General features: G+C 67.2%; 13 protein-coding genes. 6 read left to right on the top strand and 7 right to left on the bottom strand.

The genetic code is table 11. The features are described 5' to 3' along the window. The first annotated feature begins 125 nt into the window (after positions 1-125). The 3 genes from ACZ5XO_RS14240 to ACZ5XO_RS14250 are packed head-to-tail and all read left to right on the top strand — an operon-like array spanning position 126 to position 4,671. Positions 126-2,402: a WD40/YVTN/BNR-like repeat-containing protein gene (locus tag ACZ5XO_RS14240; protein ID WP_464163048.1), complete on the top strand. Its 2,277-nt coding sequence runs from the start codon at positions 126-128 to the stop codon at positions 2,400-2,402. Next, entirely contained in the window at positions 2,399-4,018 is a 1,620-nt protein-coding gene (locus ACZ5XO_RS14245) for an alpha-L-fucosidase (protein ID WP_464163049.1), read from the top strand. Before ACZ5XO_RS14240 ends, ACZ5XO_RS14245 begins: the two co-directional genes overlap by 4 nt. A 41-nt stretch (positions 4,019-4,059) precedes the next feature. After that, complete coding sequence (locus tag ACZ5XO_RS14250) at positions 4,060-4,671, top strand: hypothetical protein (RefSeq protein ID WP_464163050.1); 612 nt, start codon at positions 4,060-4,062, stop codon at positions 4,669-4,671. Here ACZ5XO_RS14250 and ACZ5XO_RS14255 read toward each other — a convergent pair. The 5 genes from ACZ5XO_RS14255 to ACZ5XO_RS14275 all read right to left on the bottom strand — a co-directional run bounded on the left by ACZ5XO_RS14255 (position 4,668) and on the right by ACZ5XO_RS14275 (position 16,208). Next, positions 4,668-6,620, bottom strand: a complete 1,953-nt coding sequence (locus tag ACZ5XO_RS14255) for a sialate O-acetylesterase (protein WP_464163051.1) — start codon at positions 6,618-6,620, stop codon at positions 4,668-4,670. The two genes, ACZ5XO_RS14250 and ACZ5XO_RS14255, sit on opposite strands and share 4 nt — an antisense overlap. A 55-nt stretch (positions 6,621-6,675) precedes the next feature. Further along, complete coding sequence (locus ACZ5XO_RS14260; protein ID WP_464163052.1) at positions 6,676-9,606, bottom strand: glycoside hydrolase family 31 protein; 2,931 nt, start codon at positions 9,604-9,606, stop codon at positions 6,676-6,678. 26 nt (positions 9,607-9,632) lie between these two features. Then, complete coding sequence (locus tag ACZ5XO_RS14265) at positions 9,633-11,279, bottom strand: DUF5597 domain-containing protein (RefSeq protein WP_464163053.1); 1,647 nt, start codon at positions 11,277-11,279, stop codon at positions 9,633-9,635. A gap of 77 nt (positions 11,280-11,356) precedes the next feature. After that, complete coding sequence (locus ACZ5XO_RS14270) at positions 11,357-14,362, bottom strand: TonB-dependent receptor (protein ID WP_464163054.1); 3,006 nt, start codon at positions 14,360-14,362, stop codon at positions 11,357-11,359. 271 nt (positions 14,363-14,633) lie between these two features. Beyond that, complete coding sequence (locus tag ACZ5XO_RS14275) at positions 14,634-16,208, bottom strand: sodium/sugar symporter (RefSeq protein ID WP_464163055.1); 1,575 nt, start codon at positions 16,206-16,208, stop codon at positions 14,634-14,636. Positions 16,209-16,374: 166 nt separating this feature from the next. Here ACZ5XO_RS14275 and ACZ5XO_RS14280 point away from each other — a divergent pair, with 166 nt between their 5' ends. From ACZ5XO_RS14280 to ACZ5XO_RS14290, 3 genes are all read left to right on the top strand, one after another. Beyond that, positions 16,375-17,148, top strand: a complete 774-nt coding sequence (locus ACZ5XO_RS14280) for an IclR family transcriptional regulator (protein ID WP_464163056.1) — start codon at positions 16,375-16,377, stop codon at positions 17,146-17,148. 140 nt (positions 17,149-17,288) lie between these two features. Further along, entirely contained in the window at positions 17,289-18,038 is a 750-nt protein-coding gene (locus tag ACZ5XO_RS14285; protein WP_464163057.1) for an SDR family NAD(P)-dependent oxidoreductase, read from the top strand. Beyond that, complete coding sequence (locus tag ACZ5XO_RS14290) at positions 18,038-19,834, top strand: IlvD/Edd family dehydratase (RefSeq protein WP_464163058.1); 1,797 nt, start codon at positions 18,038-18,040, stop codon at positions 19,832-19,834. The genes ACZ5XO_RS14285 and ACZ5XO_RS14290 overlap by 1 nt, the downstream gene beginning before the upstream one ends. Positions 19,835-19,869: 35 nt before the next feature. On the opposite strand, the gene ACZ5XO_RS14295 is transcribed toward ACZ5XO_RS14290, so the two are convergent. Next, entirely contained in the window at positions 19,870-20,742 is an 873-nt protein-coding gene (locus ACZ5XO_RS14295) for an aldose 1-epimerase (RefSeq protein WP_464163059.1), read from the bottom strand. Next, entirely contained in the window at positions 20,739-21,593 is an 855-nt protein-coding gene (locus ACZ5XO_RS14300) for an SMP-30/gluconolactonase/LRE family protein (protein WP_464163060.1), read from the bottom strand. The genes ACZ5XO_RS14295 and ACZ5XO_RS14300 overlap by 4 nt, the downstream gene beginning before the upstream one ends.

Raw genomic sequence — 21,593 nt, forward strand, 5'->3', positions numbered from 1 at the left:
TTGACCGACGCCCTGATTTTTACAGACGCAACTTGATGCACCTGTGACAATCATGTCAACTGCCAACGTTAGCGCTATCATACGCGAGACGCCGCACGTCTCCGGTCCTGGGGAGGAAAGACGGCATGACGGCAGAGATCACCCGCAGAGCCGCCACAGCCCTGACACTGGCGCTCGGGGCCCTGTCCACCACGCGCGCCGCAAGGGCCGAGACGGCGCCCCATCTCTGGCGCAACGTCGCGGTGGGCGCCGGCGGCTTCATCCCCGGCGTCGTCTTCAGCCCTGTCGAACGCGGCCTGGCCTACGCCCGCTCGGACATGGGGGGCGCCTATCGCTTCGACGCCGGCCAGAACCGGTGGCGGCCGCTGCAGGACGCCAGCCCCCGCTCATCCGACTTCGGCGTCGAAAGCATCGCCGCTGACCCTGTGGACGCGGATGTGGTCCACGTCGCGGTCGGGGTTCATCGCGGCGATCCCGGCGCCATGCTGCGCTCCAGCGACCGGGGGGAGACCTGGACCCGGACAGACGTCCCCTTCCGCATGGGCGGCAACGAGGACGGGCGAGGACTGGGCGAACGCCTGGCTGTCGACCCCAATGACAACCGCATCCTCTATTTCGGCTCGCGCCACGACGGCCTGCAACGTTCAACCGACGGCGGCGCCAGCTGGGCCCAGGTCGCCTCCTTCCCGTTGAAGGGGCTGGGAACGCCGACCGGCCGCGCCACGCACGGCGGGCTCAGCTTCGTCGTCTTCGATCCTCGCAGCGGCGTGCGAGGCCAGGCGTCGAAGACCCTGTTCGTCGGCGTCGCCGATCCGCACGATCACGCCCTCTATCGCACCGACGATGCAGGACAGACCTGGCGACCCGTCACCGGCGGACCGCGCGCCGAACTGTCGGCGGCCAAGGCCGAACTGGACTCGCGCGGCCTCCTTTATGTCACCTGCACCCTGGGCATAGGCCCCAACGGGATCACGGACGGGGCGGTCTGGCGACTGGACACCCGGACAGATCAATGGACCGACATCTCGCCCCCCCGTCCGGACAATGACCGTGCGGGCGGCTTCATGGGGCTGGCGCTGGACCGGACCCGCCCCGGCGTCCTCATGGTCTCGACCATGAACCGCTGGGCGCCGGGCGACACCATCTGGCGCAGCACCGACGACGGCCGTTCCTGGACCAGTCTTCGCGAAGGCTCGCGCCGCGACGTCAGCGCCACCCCCTATCTCTACTGGGGCAATGACACGCCGGAATTCGGCTGGTGGATCGCCGCCCTCGCGCTGGACCCCTTCGATCCTGATCGACTGATCTATGCGACCGGCGCCACCGTCTATGAGACCCGCAACCTGTCCGCCGCCGATCAGAACCGCCCGACCGACTGGACGCCCTGGGTCCAGGGCATAGAACAGACCGCCGTCATCACCCTGACCAGCCCCCCCGAGGGGCCGCGCCTTCTGACCGGGTTCGGCGACATCTCGGGCTTCGCCCACGATGATCTGGACCGCTCGCCGGACCTCCAGTTCACGACGCCGGTCTTCGCCAACACCAACCAGATCGACTATGCGGGCGCCGCGCCGGCCGTCGTGGTCCGCAGCGGCACCCCGCACGAGGGCGTCGGCTCCGAAGGACACGACGGCTCGACCCTGGCCTGGTCCGATGACGGCGGACGTCGCTGGAAGCCGCTGGGCCGCCCGCGCCCTGCCTCCGGCGAAACCCCGATCCTCGCCGACAATCCGCGGATGGACCTGTATCGCGACGCCCCGATCACGGTGTCCGCCGACGGCGCGACCTTCGTCCTGGCTACGCCCCAGGTCGTCTGGTCGCGAGATCGCGGCGTCAGCTGGAAACCCTGCGCCGGTCTGCCGCCCCTGCTCCGGCCGGTGGCCGACCGCAAGGACGGACAGCTTTTCTACGCCTTCGACTTCCACACCGGCCATTGGTTCGTCAGCGTGGACGGCGCCGAAAGCTTCGCCCGCGTCCCCTCGCGCGGCCTGCCCGCCGCCAGCGCCGCCGACCGCCCCACCTGGCGCGAACAGGCCTTCCCGCTGAAGGCCACGCCCGGCCATGACGGGGACCTGTGGCTTGTTTCGCGCGCCGGCCTCTACAACAGCCGCGACGGCGGCCAGAGCTTCGACCGCATGGACGGCGACCTGACCGTCGAGATGCTGGACTTCGGCAAGCCCCCGCCCGGCCAGACCTATCCCGCCCTGTTCGCCATCGGTACGCGCGGCGCAGTGCGCGGCGTCTTCCGCTCGGATGATCGGGGACGCAGTTGGATCAGGGTCAATGACGACCGGCATGAATACGGGCGCCGCTATCGCGCCATCGCCGGCGATCCGCGCATATTCGGCCGCGTCTATGTGGCCACCGACGGACGCGGCGTCGTCTATGGAGAACCGGCATGAACCTGTCCCGACGCGGTCTTCTGGGAGCCGGCGCCTCGGCCTCCCTGCTCGGCGGTTGCGCCACGACGCCCGGCGGCGCAGCCGGCCCGTTCAAACCGACATGGGACAGCCTGATCGACGGCTACCGGACGCCCGACTGGTTCCGCGACGCCAAGTTCGGCATCTGGTCCCACTGGGGCCCCCAGTGCGTGCCCGAGTTCGGCGACTGGTACGGCCGCCAGATGTATATCCAGGGCAACCCCTTCTACGAGCACCATGTCGCGACCTACGGCCATCCCAGCCGGTTCGGCTTCATGGACTTCATCGACATGTGGAAGGGCGACCAGTGGGACCCCGAGAGTCTGCTGGATCTCTATCAGGCGGCAGGCGCCCGCTACATCATGTCCATGGCCAACCACCACGACAACCTGGACCTGTTCGACAGCGCCCATCACGCCTGGAACACCACTCGCGTCGGGCCGAAACGCGACATCGTCGGAACCTGGGAGAAGGCCGTGCGGGCGCGCGGCCTGCGCTTCGGCGTCTCCAACCACGCCGCCCATGCCTGGCACTGGTGGCAGACGGCCTACGGCTATGACGCCGAGGGGCCGATGAAGGGCGTTCGCTACGACGCGGCGCGTCTGACCAGGGCCGACGGCGCCGGCAAGTGGTGGGACGGCCTGGACCCTCAGGAGCTCTACACCGGCCCCAGCTTCGCGCCGCCCGACGGCATCGCCTCCATCGCCGAGATGAACGCCTGGCACGACGCGCGCGACGGACAGTGGATCGAGACCCCGCCCCCGAACAACCCCGCCTTCGTCCGGTCCTGGGTCGCGCGCCAGCGGGACCTGATCACCAGATATCGGCCGGACATGGTCTATTTCGACAACTACCAGCTGCCGCTGGGCCGCTATGGGCTGGAGGCGACGGCGGAATACTACAACGCCTCGCTCGACTGGCGCGGCGAACTGCCCGTCGTCAACGGCAAGCGCCTGGACGAGCGGCAACGCAAGGGGATCACCGAAACCGTCGAGCGCGGCTTCTCGGACAGCCTGCGCGCCGAGCCGTGGCAGACCGACACCTGCATCGGCGACTGGCATTACAACCGCGCCCGTTTCACGGGCCACTACTACGTCCCCGCCCACAGCGTGCTGCAACGGCTGGTGGACGTGGTGTCCAAGAACGGCAATCTGCTGCTCAGCATCCCCCAGCGCGGCGACGGCTCCATCGACAGCGACGAACGCCAGATCCTGACCGACATCGCCGCCTGGATGAGGATCAACGGCGAGGCCGTCTTCGACACCCGCCCCTGGCGCATCTACGGCGAAGGGCCGACCGAGGTGCAGGGCGGGATGCACGGCGAGGGCGCGGCCCGCCCCTGGACCGGCCAGGACATCCGCTTCACGATCAAGGGCGACACCCTTTACGCCTTCGCCCTCGACTGGCCCGAAAGCGCCCGGCTCAGCATCCGCGCCTTGCGCGCCGGGGCGGCCGGACGCGTGGATCGGGTCGAAATGCTGGGAGGCGACGCCCTGTCCTTCCGCCAGACGGACGAGGCCCTGATCATCGACCTGCCCGCCGCTCGCCCGGTGACGGTCGCGCCCGCCCTGCGGCTGTGGGGCGCCGGTCTGGTCTGAGGTTGCTGCAACAAAGGCGACGCCTGGGGAGAACACACGCCATGAAGACCGCATTCGCCATCAGCCTCGCGCTGGGCCTGTTATCGGCGCCCGCCCTGGCCCAGACCGCAGCGCCCGCCGGGTCGCCCCAGACCGAGCGTCCCTTGATCGAACGGCTGATCAACACCCCCTTCGTGCAGAACTGGAACACCTGGGGCCTGGCCTCGCCGCCGACGCCCCAGGCGGCGCAGGGCGTGACGGGCGGCCAGGCGCTGAGCATCGATGTGCGCCGCGCGGGCGACCCCTGGTCGGTCGGCGCCGTCATGACCAACACCGGAGCCGTCAAGTCCGGGGACGTCCTGCTGCTTGGCGTCTGGGTGCGCGCGGCGGCCCTGCCCGCGGATCAGACGATCACACGCATCCCCCTGCTGTTGCTGGAGGGATCGTCCGAACCCAAGCCGGTTCTGGCGCGCGCGTCCGACGTCGCGGTCGGACCGGACTGGACGATGATCTATGCTTCCGGCGTGGCCGAGGCCGACTTCACGCCCGGACAGACCAGCATCATCATTCAGATGGGGCAGGCCCGGCACAGGCTGGAGTTGGGCCCGGCCCTGCTGTTCAACTTCGGCCCCGACTATGATCGGGCGCGCCTGCCCCGCAATCCAGAAGACTAGGGGATCAGGCCTTCGAACGGGACCGCCGGCAATCCGGCGGGTCCGTAGAGGTTGCACACCGGACTGTCGGCCCAGCAGAAGCGCACCTTGACGTCAGACGGTCTCGCCGAGGTCAGAACGACCAGGTCGCTCGACAGGCTGGCGTCGACAAAGCGGCAGTCGTCGTTCGCGTCGCAGAGCTCAAACCCGACCGGACGATCCGACCCATAAGCGACGAGTCGTGCGCCTGAAGCATAGCGGATCTGTACGCCATCGGCGGTGCGAGCCACCGACAACGGCTGTGGCGAGACCGGTTGCACGGCCCCGTCCAGACGACGGGCCTCCAGCGCCAGACGACGCCCCACCTCCAGCTTGTTGGTAGGGTGGATGTCGTAACGATCACCGATGTCGATGGCGACGGCCAGCCCCGCCAGGGGATCGGCGCCGACGACCGCGCGCTGGCTTTCGCGCAGGGCCGCCCAGTAGGAGTTCGTCGGTTGCTCGGCGGCCGGGCCGAAATTGGCCAGTTGCACCACCAGGGCCCTCATGTCCGGGCTCTCGAACCTCTGGCGCCAATCCGCGAACAGGGCGGGCAACAGCCGACGATAGCCCGTCGGGTCGCCGATATTGGACTCGCCCTGATACCAGGCCAGGCCCTTCAGCCCCCAGGGCCCCAGAGGCGCGATCATGCCGTTATAGAGGGTCGTCGTGCCGCTGCCGCCGATCCAGGGCGTGCGCGGCGGATTGGGCAGATCGCCCAGCGGCGCCGCGATCCGATGCCGCCAGCCGGACGACAGGGCGATGCTGGTTCCGTCCGCCAGCCGCAGGCGTTTGCTCTCCGCCGCGCCCCAGGCCCCGCCGCCGCCGTTGGTGTCCAGCACCCCGACCGCGATCAGATTGCGGCCCGGCTTCAACGTCCCCGCAGGAAGCGCATAGACCCGCGGCGTGTCCCAGCCCTGCTGGCCGCCGACATAGCGGCCGTTGACCCAGGTGACGTCCGCATCGTCGACCGGCCCCAGTTCCAGGGTCGCGGCCTGACGCGCCTGCGCCGCCGTCAGCTCGACCTCCTTGCGCAGCCATATGATGCCGTCGAAGGTCTGAAGGCCCTCGACCGTGCTTTCCCAGAAGCCCCCGGCGGGGATCGGCGCCCAGTCGGCGTCGCGGGTTTGCGCCAGGTTCCAGCCCTGTTGCGTGCCCGGATCATGCGCCGCCCACCAGGCCTGGGTGATCTGGCGCCACTGGGCTTCGCCCCGCTGCGGATCGCGCGCATAGGCGTCCAGCGCTTCGAGCGCCTGGTCATGCCCGCCCAGTCCGACCACCGCCTCGCGGCTCAGCCAGTCCTCGATGATCGACCCGCCCCAGGAGGCGGCGATCAGGCCGACCGGCACGTCGTCCGTGCGACGCAGGTCGCGCCCCATGAAGTAGCAGGCGGCCGAGAAGTCACGCACGCTGTCGGGGCTTGTCGTGCGCCATTGGCCGATCGGCTGAACGGCTTCGGCCGGCGCGGGCTTGCTGGCGCGTTCGACCAGGAACAGCCGCATCCTGTCGTCGCGTGCGCCGCCGATCTCGCTCTCGGCGTTGGTCGCCTGACGGACCGCGAACTCCATGTTGGACTGGCCCGAGCACAGCCAGACATCCCCGACCATGACGTCGCTGACGCTCTGCTCCCCACCAGCGGCGCTCTCGGCCGTCAGCACATGGGGCCCGCCGGCCGGCAGGGCCGGCAGGTTCGTGCGCCAGCTTCCGTCGGCGTGCGCCGTCGTCTCGGCCCTGGCCGCGCCCAGGGCGACCGATACCCGCGCGCCGGGCGTCGCCCGCCCCCAGACCGCGATGGGGCGCTCGCGCTGCACCACCGCATGATCCTGGAACATGGCGTCCAGCAAGGGCGCGACGGTCTGGGCCTGAACCTGCCCCCCGCCGATAGGCACAAAGGCGGCGACAGCGGCGGCGGTGAGCAAGAATGAGCGCATCCGCGCCTCCTGACGGCGTTGGCCCGCCCCGGACAGCCGGGACGGGCGGTCGGTGTTAGCGCCGAATCTCGACCGGCTGACCCGAGTAGCGAATGGTCCGGGCCGGAGCGGCGTCGAAGTTTCCGACATCCGCGCCCGGTCCGCTGACGAAGCGCACGTGGATGGTGCGGTCGGTCGGCATGCCCGGATAGGCCCCGGTTCGGGCGCCGATGGTCAGGACGCCTGCGGCGTCATTCCACTGCATCGGAATGTTCGAGAACTCGCCGCGCTCATAGGCGTAGTTCACGCCCTGATCCTCGTAGAGCGAGAAGGCGCCATCCGCGCCGGTATAGACGATCAGGGTCAGCGGACCGTCCAGCTTCTCGGCCGTGTACTGGATCGCCGGGCCGGTCGGCAGGATCGAACCCGCGCGGACATAGACCGGGATCTTGTCGACACCCGCCTCCACCGTGACCGAACGCCCGCCGCCATACTTCTGGCCGGTCAGCAGGTCGTACCAGTCGGCGCCCTGCGGGAAGTAGACCGAGCGGCTGCGCGCCTTGTAGTCGGTGACCGGCGCCACCAGCAGGGCGCGGCCGAACAGGTACTGGTCGTTGACGTCGCGCGCCTGGCGATCGTTCGGGAAGTCCATGACCAGGCCGCGCATGATGGTGGCGTCGCGGTGATAGACGTCCCCGGCCAGGCTGTAGATGTAGGGCATCAGCCGATAGCGGGTGCGCATCTGTTGGGCATAGGCGTCGTACATCGCCGTGCCGGGCTGGGCCAGATTATAGACCTCGCGCAGCGGGAACTCGCCGTGGGAACGGAAGATGGGCGAGAAGGCCCCGAACTGGAACCAGCGCAGGTTCAGCTCGTCCCATTCGGCCTGATCTTCGGGCTTCATGCCGGCGGGGTTGGAATAGCGCGCCTCGACCGAGAAGCCGCCGATGTCGTGCGTCCAGTTGGCCAGACCCGACAGACCGGTGTTCACGCCCGCCGAAATCTGGTCGCGCAGGTTGTCCCAGCGCGCCACCACATCGCCCGACCACAGGGTCGAGCCAGTGCGCTGAAGACCGCCCCAGGCCGAGCGGGTCAGGATGTAGGTCCTCTGGTCGCCCTGCTCGCGGCGGAAATTCTTGTAGACGTTCTCGGCGTTGATCAACGGATAGGAGTTGAAGACATAGGCGCCCGGCCCGATCGCCGTCGGTCCCATGCGCAGGGTCCGTTCGGGGATGTCCAGGTTGGAGTGCATGTCCGGCTCGACCGAATCCAGCCACCAGCCGTCAAAGCCCATGCCCTTGAAGCTGTCGGAAATCTGCTTCCAGTAGAGGTCGCGAGCGGCCGGCAGATAGGGATCGTAGAAGCTGTTGGCGTAGCCCGGTCCGACCCAGTCGCGCGCGCCGACGTCGACGTTGCGCGTGTACATGCCGCCGATGGCGTCCAGCTGCTTGTAGTGATCGGTCGTCGGATAGAATTTCGGCCACACCGAAATGATGATGTTGGCGTTCATGTCATGAACGTCCTTGACCATCTGGGTCGGGTTGGGGAAGCGCGCCGGGTCGAACTGGTGCGAGCCCCAAGCGTTCTCGGGCCAGTAGAACCAGTCCTGCACCACATTGTCGATCGGCAGGCCCAGCTCGCGATAGCGGCGCACCGTGTCCGTCACCTCGGCCTGGGTGTTGTAGCGCTGGCGGCTCTGCCAGAAGCCATAGGCCCAGCGCGGCAGCATGACCGACTTGCCGGTCAGACCGCGATAGTTGGCGATGACGCCGTCCAGGTTGTCGCCGCCGATATAGTAGTAGTCGATGGCGGTCCCGACTTCCGACGCCAGGCTCAGCGCCCCCTGATCGGCGGCGGGCAGCGGGTCCATGTGGCGCAGCGAGATATAGCCGTCCTCCGGGATCCACTCGATGCGGATCGGCACGCGCGTGTCGGCGGCCATCTGAACCTGGAAGTCGTGGTCGAAGGGGTTCCAGTTCTGGCGCCAGTTGTCCTCGACCAGCTTGCCGTCGATCCAGACCTTCACATAGCCGGACGAATAGAGACGGAACTTGTGCAGACCCGCAGCTGGCGTCTCGAGCGTGCCTTCCCAGACGACCTTGACGCCCGCCTGCCCCGGCTTGCCCATGTCCCCCGTCTGCACCGGCTGGCCGGGTTGCGACTTGAAGCCCTCGGGCCAGCGCGACCATTCGCGGATGAACTCGTAGTTCACCTCGGTTTCCTGACGCTGAACCTTCAGTTCGTCGTTCTGATAGTAGCTGGCGGTCAGGCCGCCGAACCGGCCGGTGGCGTCGCGCACGATGAACTGGTCGGCGATCATGCCGTAGGGGCGCGGATCGCCGAAACGGGTGATCGAGTTGTTGTCCCACAGAACGCCGTAGTTGCGGCTGGACACCACCAGGGGAACACCGACGTCGATGTTGTGCTGGGCCAGCTGAACGTCATGCCCCTTGTGGTTCATCACCCCCTGCTGATGCTGGCCCAGGCCATAAAAGGCCTCGTCATCAGGGCTTTCCCAGATCTGGCGCGTGGCGAGAAAGCGATGGTCGCCCTTCTGGTCCTCGACCGTGACGGGGCTCAGCTCACGGCTGCCCGCGCGTTCCTTCAGGACTTCCTGCCCGTTTTCATCGAGGAAGCGGACCGCGCCGGTGCGACGCGACACCTCGGCCGAGGCCTCAGCCGTCTTCAGCACCACCAGTTCGCCACGCGTCTCGACCTGGAAAGGCGTGGACGTCGAGGGTTCGGCCGTGACCATCAGACTGGGCGGCAGGTCCATGGACGCGTTCTCGGTCGCCGTGACGCGAATGGTCTCGGGACCATAGACCTCCAGACGCACGCGTCGCGCAGCACCCTCCTCAGGGGTGACGATGACGCCGGCGGGAATGCGCTCGAAAGCGGCGGCCTCGATGGCGGCGGGCGAGGCGGAGTTCATCGCCGTCGCACAGGCCCCCAGCGGAGCGGTCATCAGGGCGGCCAGGAACAGGCGGCGGGCGAGAGTCGGAATCATGGCGGGCGCTCGCTTCTTACTCGGGATCAATAGGTGGCGGTGACGACGCGCAGCAGGCGCGGCCGGTCGGTGAAATTCAGGCCATAGTCGGTCTGGTCGCCGTTCCAGATGCGCTCGAACACCCATTGTCCGGCGTCGTCGAAACGGCCCTCCTCATAGCGGACGACCATGCGGCGTCGGCCATCGGTCGCAGGCTTGGCCGTAAAATCGATACGGGCGCGATAGCCGGTGACGATGAACTCGCCCGGCGCGACCTCGGCGATCAGGGCTCCCCCGTTGGGCTTGTCCGTGCCCGGCACGTCCGCCAGCGGTCCCAGCCAGGTCCAGTCGGGTTGACCGAACTGCCAGCGGCGATAGCCGACGGTGGCCGTCCAGTCCCCCAGGTCCAGGGTCTGCGAGGCCCGGTCGTCCGGCTCGGCGACGCCCCAGACCTTGCCGGCGAAAGCCGCGCGCGCCCAGACCCTCTGCCACGGCGCGACCAGGCGATAGACGTCGCGGAAGGGCGTCAGCGCCTTCTCGTCCACCGCGGGCGCGCCGAGCGGATAATTGGCGTAGCCGGTGTAATCGATCCCGAACGGCGAGAAGCCGATCCCGCCGCGCCCGAGCACGGAAAACAGATAGCGGGCGTAGGGCGTGTCATTGCCGGTCTCGGCGACGAACAGGGCGTTGTCCGGTCGGGCGTAGCGATCCAGATGCCCCTCATAGGTGCGCGATTCCCGATTGTAGATGTCGGGGCTAAGCATGGCGATCGACGGCGCGGCCGCCTTCCAGACGTCGAACACCGGCCAGACCGGACCGCCCGAGGCGTAGTTGGTCGGCGCCGTGCGTTCATGCGGGTCCGGCAGGGCCGCGTTGACGTACATGGGCAGCGGATACTCGCGCGCGCCCGCCTCGGCGACCGTGTTGACATAGGTGGCGATCGACCAGGCGTGGAAGAACTCCTCGGCCTCCTCGCCGAACACCGAGGACCAGCTGCCCGGCGCCTTGCCGGTGCGGTCCAGCAGGGCCCGGGGCACGGGACCTTCAAAGGCGGCCTGGGCGGCGGGCGAGTAGTCCCGCACCGAGCCATAGGTGCCGACTTCGTTCTCGGGCTGGACCATGATGACGGTGCGCTGGCGCTCATCGACCTGGCGGATATGGCGCATCAGGGCCGCGAAGGCCCGCGCGTCGGCGGCGAGCGTCTCCTGGCCATAGGGCGACATGGCGTAGGATTCCGTCCCGTCCTTCTGGATCAGGTGCGGGAAACGCCCGGGATTCAGCTTGACCCAGGCCGGGGCGTATTTCGGCGAGGTGTTCTTCCAGGTGGCGAACCACAGGATGACCAGACGCACATCGCTGCGACGCGCCTCCGCAATCAGATGATCCACGAAGGAAAAGTCGAAACGCCCCTCCTCCGGCTCGATCTGCTCCCAGGCGATGGGGACCTGAACCGTATTGGCGCCGACATAGCGCACGGCGGGCCAGGCTTCGGCAAGGGGCGCGGGATAGTTGGTGGAGTTGTTGACCTGGCCGGCCAGCATGGTGAAGGGCGCGCCATCGACCATCAGGGCATGACGCCCGTTCTGCTCGACCAGTTGCGGAATGGGCGACTGCGCCCGAACGGGGCCGACGCAGGTCGCGAAAATCAGAGCCGCGGCCAGGGCGCCGCCCAGACTGGATACGAACAGTTTCATCGGCGTCTCCCCAACGTCGACTACAAGAAAACAGACGGAGCGCCGGCGAACCGACGCCCCGCTTCAGACTGGCTGGATCAGAACCGGGCGCGCAACACGGCGGCGACGCGACGGTCGGTGTCGACCCAGCTGTAACGCGGCATGCGGTCGCCATGACCCACACGCAGGATGGTGCGCTCCTGGGTCAGGTTGGTCGCCTGAACCCCCAGCTTCACCCGATCATTGATGGTGAAGAAGATAGAGCCGTCCAGCTGGCCGTAGTCTTCCGACCAGACCGGGGCGTTGATGTTCGCCGCCGACGTGGTCAGCAGGTACTTCTCACGCCAGTTCCAGGCCAGACGGGCCGAGATCCGTCCACGCTCATAGAGGGCCGCCAGATTATAGCTGGTGGGCGACATGCCTTCCAAAGGCAGCTCCAGATTCCCGCCGCCGGCGGTCTGGTTCGGGTCGAAGATGTTGACCGCCGTGTTTCGGCCGCCGTCGCTGTCGATGTAGGTGTAGTTGGCCTGAACCCCCAGGCCCGCGAACGGTCCCGGCAGGAAGTCGAAGAACTGCTGATAGGCGATCTCGAAGCCCTGAACAGTGCCTTCTTCCCCGTTCATCTGACGCGTCACGTCGAAGTCCAGCGTCACGCCGTTGTTGGTGAAGCTCTCGCGGCTGACGCCCGAATAGATGTAGTCCTTGATCTTCTTGTAGAAGACCGCCGCCGTCAGGCTGCCCGTATGCGAGAAATACCATTCCAGGCTGGCGTCGAACTGATCCGCCATGATCGGCTTCAGATTGGGATTGCCGCCGGTGCCGGTGTAGGGCGAGGTCGGATTGAGCGTATACCCGTCCGCCGCAAAGTTCACGGCCAGGGTCGTATAGGGCTGCATCTGGTTGAAGTCCGGCCGCACCATGGCGCGCGAGGCGGCGAAGCGCAGCTGGAGATCGTCCCTGAGGTGAGCCCTGATGTTCAGGCTGGGCAGCACCTCGGTATAGTCATTCGAGGTATTGACGCCCTGGATCACGCCGCCCTGGGCGAAGGCCGTGGCCTGGTTGAAAGCCGCGCAGGACGCCGCATCCGGACCGGGGCAGACCTGGCTCGACAGGGTCGGCAGTTGCACGCGGGCCTGGGTGGAAGCTTCCGTCTTGACCACGCGGACGCCGACATTGCCGTCCACGGGCCACGGCAGGGCCGTGTCGTTGGCGAAACGCAGATGGGCGTAGATGGCGTGGGTCTTCTCGTCCTGCTCCGTCACCCCGGCGGTCGGGTTGTCGCCGCCAGGCGTGAAGTTGGCGAAGTCGGTCGAGGCCGGCGACCATCCCCATCCCTGACCGCCGTTCTCCGCCGTGCGGCCGGTGATCGCCGAGAACAGGTCATAGGCGTACTGGCGCCCCTGGCTCACGGTGCTCGCCGTCGGCAGCCAGAAGCCGCCGGGCGCCGCGATGTCGCCGCGGAAGAAGTTGTCGAAGGCGTAGTATTCGGTGTGCGACGGCAAGGCGGCGTTCAGGCTGCCGTCGTTCAGGAAGACCGGGGTGTATTCCCCCATCCAGTTGGTCAGGCCCCAGTACTGGGCCGACAGGATGCTCCAGTTCCAGTTGGTCTGCCGCGTGATGTAGGTCTTGTCCGTGCCCCGATAGCCGACGGCGATGCTGCGCAGCCAGCTGCTGTTCTCGAAATTATAGGTGGCGTCGCCGCGCCAGGCCAGGGACTCCGCCTCGTTGTCCTCGACGTGGTCCATGGCGTAGCCCCAGTAATAGTCCTGGGCGCGGTTCAGATCGCCGCCGACGATCTCGATCGACGGCACGGAGCCGCCGATGTCAATGATCGCACTGAGCGGATCCGTGCCCAGCATGGAGCGCTGGGTGCCGACCGTCATGCTCATCAGTTCGGCCGTCGACTTCACATACTGGATGTCGCCGCTGAACTCCCAGGCGCCGGGCGTGTACCGGACGTTCAGCGAGTAGTCGCCGGTCGTCTTGTGGTCCTCGCCGTAACGGGTGTTGCCGTCATAGGTGATGCCTTCCAGCGTCCCCATGCTTCCCACGGCGGACGCCGTGGGCCAGCACCCGCCGCCGGCGTTGTAGCCGGTCAGGGTGCCGCTGATCAGAACGCCGTTGTCGTAGGTCAGGCCGGGTGATGCGCACAGGGTGGTGGCGTCCTGGATGCCGCCGACGCGCTCGATATTGGTGGGATCGGCCTTGCTGTAGAAGCCCTGCGCCGTGAAGAGCAGGTCGTCGGTCGGCCGCCACTGCAGCGCCAGGGCGTAGGCGGTCCGCTCCTGCTCCCAGCGACCGTCGCGCCAGCCCAGGTATTTCGGTTGATAGACGGTTTCGCCCCCGACCTGGACCGGATCAAAGCGGTCCGTCGTGATCGAGTTGGTGCGGTTTCCGACATTGGACAGGCTGAAATTGGCCAGCAGGCCGACCTCGCCGAACCCGGTCTGCCAGCGATCCGAGAAGATGGCGCTGCCCGACCAGTAGCCGTCCTCGACCAGGTCGCCGTAATTATAGTCAGCCGAAACGGCGACCAGTCGGTCCGCCTGATCGAACGGCATGCGCGTCTTCAGATTGACCGTGCCGCCGATGCCGCCTTCGATCTGGTTGGCGGCGGGGTTCTTGAACACGTCCACGCCCGCCAGCAGGTCCGCCGAAATATCCTCGAAGGACAGGCCCCGGCCGTTGCGCGCCGAGAAGATGTCGCGGCCGTTGGTTTCCGAACGCACCCAGGACAGGCCGCGAATGAAGACGCCGCCGCCCTCGGCCGCCAGACGGGCGGGATCGCGCGCCTCGTTGGTGCGCTGGAGCGTGATGCCCGAAACCCGCTGCAGAGCCTCGGACACGGAACGGTCCGGCAGGGCGCCGATGTCCACCGCCGTGATGGAATCGACGATGACTTCCGAATTCTGCTTGATCGCCTGGGCCGAGCGAAGCTGGGCGCGAATGCCGGTGACGACGACCTCGTCGACCGTGGTGGCGTCTTCCGACTGTTGAGACTGGGTTTCCTGAGCCAGGGAGACGGCCGGCGTCAACGCCGCCACCGCCACCATGGACGCCCCGCACAACAGGGCCACACGACGCGCGCGATTATATCGAGACACCAGTCTCTTTCCTTCCTGCTGGTCGCACCCGGCGCTTAAGCGTCCGTGGAACGACATCCCTCCCTATGTGACCCTCCCGCACTCTGGAGACGCGGCTCACGTTTCAAGGATGCACAAAGTTTCACGCGTTGAAAAGCTATTTCTGATAGCGCTATCATCCATCCAGGGGTTTGCGCCGGGTTTCCCGGCTGACCGCCCTTGATCAGGCTACGGAAAGAAGAAAGGCGCCGCTGATGCCAGCGACGCCCTCCGCCTTCCGCCTGGATCGATGTCACCACCAGATCGAATAGACCGCGATCAGGAAGGCGATCACGCCGACGGCGGCGATATTGAAGCCGATGGACGTCCTGTAGCTGACGCCGTCCAGACGAATTTTCATCGTGTCCGGCTTGGGCGGCGACAGTAGGGACACCACCACCGCCGCGATCAGGGCCGCGACAAAGACCAGGCCCACGCGGTTCATGAAGGGCAAGATGAACAGGTCCATACGGTCCAGCTGCCACAGCAGACCTGACAGGGCGACCCCGCCGATGGCGGCCGTCAGGGCGCCGGCCTCGGAAGCACGCTTCCAGAACAGGCCCAGGATGAAGATGACCACGATCGAGGGGGTGAAGAAGCCCGTGAAGTCCTGGATGAACTGGAAAGCCTGACTGAAACCGCCCAGCAGGGGGCGCGCCGTCAGAATGCCGATGATCACCGCGCCGACGGCGGCGAGACGCCCCACCGCCACCAGATGGGTTTCGGAAGCCTCCTTCCGGACCTTGGCGTAGAGATCCAGGGTGAAGATGGTCGAGATGGAGTTCACCTTGGACGCCAGCGAGGCGATGATGGCCGCGATCAGGGCGGCGAAGACCAGCCCCTTCAGACCGACCGGCAGCAGGTTCATCATCGTCGGATAGGCCTGGTCCGGCGCGGTCAGGTTCGGCGCCAGGACCAGGGCGGCCATTCCGGGCAGCACCACGATCACCGGCATCAGCAGCTTCAGATAGGCGGCGAAGGCGATGCCCTTCTGAGCCTCGGCGACCGACTTGGCCGCCAGGGCGCGCTGAATGATGTACTGGTTAAAGCCCCAGTAGCTGATGTTCATGACCCACAGGCCGCCCAGCAGGACGGCGATGCCGGGCAGTTCCTGATAGTGCGGATTATCCTTCGACAGGATCATGTCGAATTTCTCCGGGAACTGGGTCAGCAGGGTGTGGAAGCCGGCCGCGGCCCCGCCGTCGCCGCCTATGGTCGACAGGGCGATGAAGCCGATGATCAGGCCGCCGCAAACCAGCAAGGCCACCTGGACGATGTCCGTCAGGGCCACCGCCTTCAGACCGCCCCACAGCTGATAGGCCAGGGCGAAGACGCCGATGGCGACGATGGCGTAGTCCTGGTTGAAGCCCGTGACCGTATTCACCGCGATCGACCCCAGCCACAGGATGGAGGTCACGTTGACGAAGACATAGAGCAGCAGCCAGAAGACGGCCATGACGTTGCGGATGGTCGGCCCGTACCGCTGCTGCAGGAACTGCGGCATGGTGACGATGTCGTTGCGCAGGAAGATCGGCAGGAAGAACTTGCCCACGATCAGCAGGGTCAGCGCCGCCATCCACTCATAGGAGGCGATGCCCAGGCCGATCACATAGCCAGACCCGCTCATGCCGATGATCTGCTCGGCCGAAATGTTGGCGGCGATCAGGGACGCGCCGATCGCCCACCACGGCAAGCTCTTCGAGGCCATGAAATAGTCCGTCGAAGTCTTGCGCTCTCCGCCCTTGTCTCGAGAGACCCACTGGGCCAGACCGAAGATGGCGATCCCGTAGATCGCCAGAATGACCAGATCGACCGTCGCGAGCGACATGAAGCTCTCCCCTAGCCTCGCCCCTCCACGGGCTTTGACCCAGGCTTAGGCGAGCGTTTTGTTATCGTCCAATGGTTTTCATATCTGGCGATGCATTTTAAGAGTGGATTTACAACGCCCCGCCGCCGCACGCCGACCGGCCCGGAGCGTCGCAGGAAGAGAAACGATGACGCTTCAGGACGACACCGACGACCGCAAGTATCGCGCGCCCGCTCTTGAAAAGGGGCTGGACGTGCTGGAGCTCCTGTCCACCCACGGCGAGCCGATGACCCCTTCGCAGATGTCGGTCGAGCTGGGCCGATCGGTCAGCGAACTGTTCCGCATGATTCAGGTGCTGGAGTTTCGCCGCTACATTGAGGCGACGACCGAAGGGTATCGCCTGACCAACCGCCTGTTCACCCTGGGCATGGCGCAGGCGCCCGTGAAGTCCCTGGTCGAGGCGGCCCTGCCCGCCATGCGCGCCCTGGCCGCCTCCACCGTTCAGTCCTGCCACCTGGTGGTGCCGACCGACGACCAGATCGTCGTCGTCGCCCGGATCGAGGGCCCGGGCGATCTCGGCTACTCGGTGAGACTGGGCTATCGCCGCAACATCATCGACGCCAGTTCGGGCCTGATGTTCTACGGCCGGGCGTCCGAGGCCGCCCAGGCGGATCTGAAGGCGCGGCTCCAACCCCAATACGGCGTCGAGCGGGTCGCCCGATACATCAAGGCGGCCGAAGCGGCCGGGGCCCAGGGCTATGTCCGGCGCGAGAGCGACTTCGTGGCCGGCGTCACCGACCTGGTGGCGCCGATCATGGGGGCCGACAGCATCATCGCCACCCTCATCACCCCCTACATCCAGCGCACCCCGCCGGTCTGCGACATCGACACGGCGCTGGAGCATCTGCGCGCCGCCGCCGCCTCGATCTCGGAGGACATGTCCGCAGTGGCCCAGCCCTGAAATTCACGCGCAGCCCCCTGCGGCGCGTTGACTTGCGCCACATGTCATATCATTTTCGTCTGCAAGATTGCTTTCAACAGTGAAAGATCGATCCGCCGTGATCGATGCGGGCTTCGGCCCGCCGTGATGCAGGGAAACGCATGGCCGCCATCTATCCTGACCTTGCCGGCAAGGTCGTCATCGTCACCGGCGGCGCCGGCGGCATAGGCGAATCCATCAGCCGCGCCTTCGCGGTCCAGGGCGCCCGCGTCGGTGTTCTCGACATCGACCAGGCGCGCGGGGATGCGCTGCAATCCGATCTCGGCGACAGCGCCCTGTTCGTCCCGTGCGACGTGACCGACATCCCGGCGCTTCAGTCCGCCATTCAGTCGGTTCGTGACCGGTTCGGCTCCATCGACGTGCTGATCAACAACGCCGCCCATGACGAGCGGCACGACACCCTGTCGGTGACCGAGGCCTACTGGGACAACCGCATGGCGGTGAACCTGAAGCATCAGTTCTTCGCCGCCCAGGCCGTCCTCCCCGACATGAAGGCGACCGGCAAGGGCGCCATCGTCAACCTCGGCTCCTGTTCGTGGGTCATCGGACAGGGCGGCATGGCGGCCTATACGGCGTCCAAGTCGGCGGTCCTGGGGCTGACCCGGTCGCTGGCCCGCGACTTCGGCGAATTCGGCGTTCGCGTGAACGCCGTCGCGCCCGGCTGGATCATGACCGAGCGCCAGCTGGCGCTGTGGGTGACGCCGGAGACCGAAAAGAGCATCTACGAAAACCAGTGCCTGAAGCGCCGCCTGGTCCCTGACGACGTCGCCCGCGTCGTCGTCTTCATGTGCTCCGACGAAGCCGGGGCCATCACCAACCAACACCATATCGTCGACGGCGGCTGGAACTGATGAGCGACCAATCCGACAAGCGCCTGCGCAGCCGCGCCTGGTTCGACAACCCATCCAACCCCGACATGACCGCCCTCTATCTGGAACGGTATCTGAACTACGGTCTGACGCTGGATGAGCTGCGCTCGGGCAAGCCCATCATCGGCATCGCCCAGACGGGCTCGGACCTCAGCCCCTGCAACCGCCACCATATCGAACTGGCCAAGCGGGTGCGCGAGGGCATCCGCGAGGCGGGCGGCGTGGCCCTGGAATTCCCCGTCCACCCCATTCAGGAAACCGGCAAGCGTCCCACGGCGGGGCTGGACCGCAACCTGGCCTATATGGGTCTGGTCGAACTGCTGTACGGCTATCCGCTCGACGGAGTCGTCCTGACCATCGGCTGCGACAAGACCACGCCCGCCTGTCTGATGGCGGCGGCGACCGTGGACATTCCCGCCATCGCCCTGTCGGTCGGCCCCATGCTGAACGGCTGGCACAAGGGCGAGCGCGTCGGCTCGGGCACCATCATCTGGAAGGCCCGCGAGATGATGGCGGCGGGCGAGATCGGTTATGAGGAGTTCATCGACCTGGTGGCCACCTCGGCGCCCTCGGTCGGCTACTGCAACACCATGGGCACGGCGACGACGATGAACTCCCTGGCCGAGGCCCTGGGGATGTCCCTGCCCGGCTCGGCGGCCATTCCCGCCCCCTATCGCGAGCGGCCCCAGGTCGCCTATCTGACCGGCAAGCGCATCGTCGACATGGTGCGCGAGGACCTGAAACCGTCGGATATCCTGACCCGCCAGGCGTTCGAGAACGCCATCGTCGTCAACTCGGCCATCGGCGGCTCGACCAACGCCCCCATCCACCTGACCGCCCTGGCCCGTCACGCGGGCGTCGATCTGCCTCTGCAGGCCTGGGAAGAGGTCGGGCACCGGACGCCATTGCTGGTGAACCTGCAGCCCGCCGGCAAGTATCTGGGCGAGGACTTCCATCAGGCCGGCGGCGTTCCCGCCGTAGTGGCCGAGCTGATGCGGCGCGGCCAGATCCATGAGGACGCCCTGACCGTCAACGGCCGGACCATCGGCGACAACTGCCGGGACGCCGGCGTCGTCCTGCCCGACGTCATCCGCGACTTCGACACGGCCCTGGTGAATGATGCGGGCTTCCTGGTCCTGTCAGGCAATGTCTTCGACAGCGCCGTGATGAAGACCAGCGTCATCAGCGCCGAGTTCCGTGACCGCTACCTGTCCGATCCGGCCAGCCCCGACGCCTTCACCGGCAACGTCGTCGTCTTCGACGGACCCGAGGACTACCACCATCGCATCGACGATCCGGCCGAAGGCGTCACACCCGACAGCATCCTGGTGATGCGCGGCGCGGGCCCGGTCGGCCATCCCGGCGCGGCCGAGGTCGTCAACATGCGGCCGCCCGCCTATCTGATCAAACAGGGGGTCCACGCCCTGCCCTGCATCGGCGACGGACGCCAGTCCGGCACCTCGGGCAGCCCCTCGATCCTGAACGCCTCGCCCGAGGCGGCGACCGGCGGCAACATCGCCCTGCTGAAGACCGGCGACCGGATGCGGATCGACCTGAATACGCGCCGCGTCGACGTGCTGATCGACGAGGCCGAGATGGCCGCACGCCGCGCCGCCTTCGAGGCGGCTGGCGGTTACAAATACCCGGCGTCGCAGACCCCCTGGCAAGAGTTCCAGCGTTCCATGATCGGCGAGCTGGAGACCGGCGCCGTGCTGGAGCCCGCCGTCAAATATCACCGCATCGTCGACACCCTGGGCCTGCCCCGCGACAACCACTGACCGGCCCGCCGTCCGCTGTCGCGCGGACGGCGCGTTCAGTCTTCGATGCGGATCGTCATCGATATGGCCAGCGACTGTCCCGGCTCCAGAACGACCAGGCCCGTCGCCTCGCCGGACGGCGCGTGGACGGCGTCCGGACGATGCGTCACCGGCTCGATGCAGACGAAGGTCTCTCCGCGCGGCGCATAGACCTGGGTCCAGCCTGCATTGGGGCTCGCATCGACCAGCACCGTGCGTCCGCCCGTCGCCAGGCGCGCCGGCCCCGTCCATCCGGCATAGGCGTGATCGACGAAGGGCGCCTCGACCAGGGCCACGCCCTCGCTCCAGTCGATCAGTTCCCCCGGCGACGCCAAGCGATGCGGGATTTCGCGGTCGTCCGTCAACCAGACCCCGGTCGCCGCCAGTTGCAGCCATGCGTCATCGGACCGCGTGAAATAGGGATGCAGCCCCAGTCCCATCGGCTGGGCCGTCTGATCCGTATTGGTCGCCCTCAGGTCGATGCGCAGCCCCGCCTCGGACAGGCGCACAGTCTGTTGCGCCGACCACGACCAGGGCCAACCTTCGGCGTCACCGGCCCAGTCCAGCCTCATGGTCGCATGGTCAGGGCCCTGCGCCGTCACCTTCCACGGGTTGAGCCATCCGTCGCCATGCAGGGCGTGCGGCGCGAAGGCCTCCAGCACAGGCAAGGCCACGGCCCGCCCCTGAAACTGGAACCCGGCGTCGGCGATGCGGTTGGCGTAGGGGATCAGGGGGAAGCAGGCCGTCTCCAGGATCGCTGAAGCCGTCTCGGGCGTGGGGCGCAAGACAGGCCGTCCGCCAAGGCCGAGGCTGGTGATCGCGCCGCCCAGCTCAGGCCGCAGTTCGCAGATCCAGTCGCCCGCCGTCAGACGGATCACGCGAGATTTCACAGCACGATCCGGTGTTGCGGCAGGCCCGGCGTCTCGACTCGCACGTGATAGAGCCCGCCCAGCGTCGGCTGCGCCGCGCGCTTGTCGGCGTTCCCCAGCCAGGCCGTGGTGCAATAGAGGTCGCGCCCGTCCGCCCCGCCAAAGGCCGCCTTGGTCACCGTCTGGACCGGAAAGCGGATGGTCCCGAGACGCTGACCATCGGGCGCGAACCGCGCCACGCCCCAGCCGTTGAACAGACCGACGTGCAGCACCCCATCGGCGTCCATGCTCGGCCCGTCGCAATAGCCGTCCTCGGTCGTCGCAAAGACGCGCCGGTTCGACAGGACGCCCTCATGATGGTCGAAGGCCAGGACCGTCTTTTCCAGCGTATCGTGGTGGTAGAGGGTCCGTCCGTCGGGGCTGAGACACGGCCCGTTGGTGACGCCGTAGCCGTCGTCGTGGCGCGTCAGCTCCCCCCTTAACCAGCGATAGAGGGCGCCCGTTCGGCCTTCCTCGCTATCGTCCATCGAACCGAACCACAGGGCGCCGTCGGGCGCGACGAAGCCGTCGTTGAGCCGGTTCTGAGGCCGATCCGCCTCGACCGGCTGGAACAGGGAAAAGTCGCCCATGTCCACATCGAAACGATAGAGGCCGCCGCGCACGCCGCAGATCAGCGACCCGTCCTCGGCCGGAAGGGCGAAACCGATCTGGTCCGGGGCGCCCCACGAAGCCTTTCCGCCGCTTGCGGGCGTGTAGCGATGCAGCCGCCGCCCCTTGATATCGACGAACCACAGACAGGCCCGGTCGGCGTCCCACACCGGCCCCTCGCCCAGTTCGGCCTGAACATCCCAGACGAGGGTCGGCGTGGTCAT

This window comes from Brevundimonas sp. T2-11, assembly GCF_055397675.1.

What these genes read in the sequence shown, in the direction of transcription:
- ACZ5XO_RS14240 (WP_464163048.1), top strand. Translation starts at nt 126, where the DNA reads ATGACGGCAGAGATCACCCGCAGAGCCGCCACAGCCCTGACACTGGCG.
- ACZ5XO_RS14245 (WP_464163049.1), top strand. Translation starts at nt 2,399, where the DNA reads ATGAACCTGTCCCGACGCGGTCTTCTGGGAGCCGGCGCCTCGGCCTCC.
- ACZ5XO_RS14250 (WP_464163050.1), top strand. Translation starts at nt 4,060, where the DNA reads ATGAAGACCGCATTCGCCATCAGCCTCGCGCTGGGCCTGTTATCGGCG.
- ACZ5XO_RS14255 (WP_464163051.1), bottom strand. Translation starts at nt 6,620, where the DNA reads ATGCGCTCATTCTTGCTCACCGCCGCCGCTGTCGCCGCCTTTGTGCCT.
- ACZ5XO_RS14260 (WP_464163052.1), bottom strand. Translation starts at nt 9,606, where the DNA reads ATGATTCCGACTCTCGCCCGCCGCCTGTTCCTGGCCGCCCTGATGACC.
- ACZ5XO_RS14265 (WP_464163053.1), bottom strand. Translation starts at nt 11,279, where the DNA reads ATGAAACTGTTCGTATCCAGTCTGGGCGGCGCCCTGGCCGCGGCTCTG.
- ACZ5XO_RS14275 (WP_464163055.1), bottom strand. Translation starts at nt 16,208, where the DNA reads ATGTCGCTCGCGACGGTCGATCTGGTCATTCTGGCGATCTACGGGATC.
- ACZ5XO_RS14280 (WP_464163056.1), top strand. Translation starts at nt 16,375, where the DNA reads ATGACGCTTCAGGACGACACCGACGACCGCAAGTATCGCGCGCCCGCT.
- ACZ5XO_RS14285 (WP_464163057.1), top strand. Translation starts at nt 17,289, where the DNA reads ATGGCCGCCATCTATCCTGACCTTGCCGGCAAGGTCGTCATCGTCACC.
- ACZ5XO_RS14290 (WP_464163058.1), top strand. Translation starts at nt 18,038, where the DNA reads ATGAGCGACCAATCCGACAAGCGCCTGCGCAGCCGCGCCTGGTTCGAC.
- ACZ5XO_RS14300 (WP_464163060.1), bottom strand. Translation starts at nt 21,593, where the DNA reads ATGACCACGCCGACCCTCGTCTGGGATGTTCAGGCCGAACTGGGCGAG.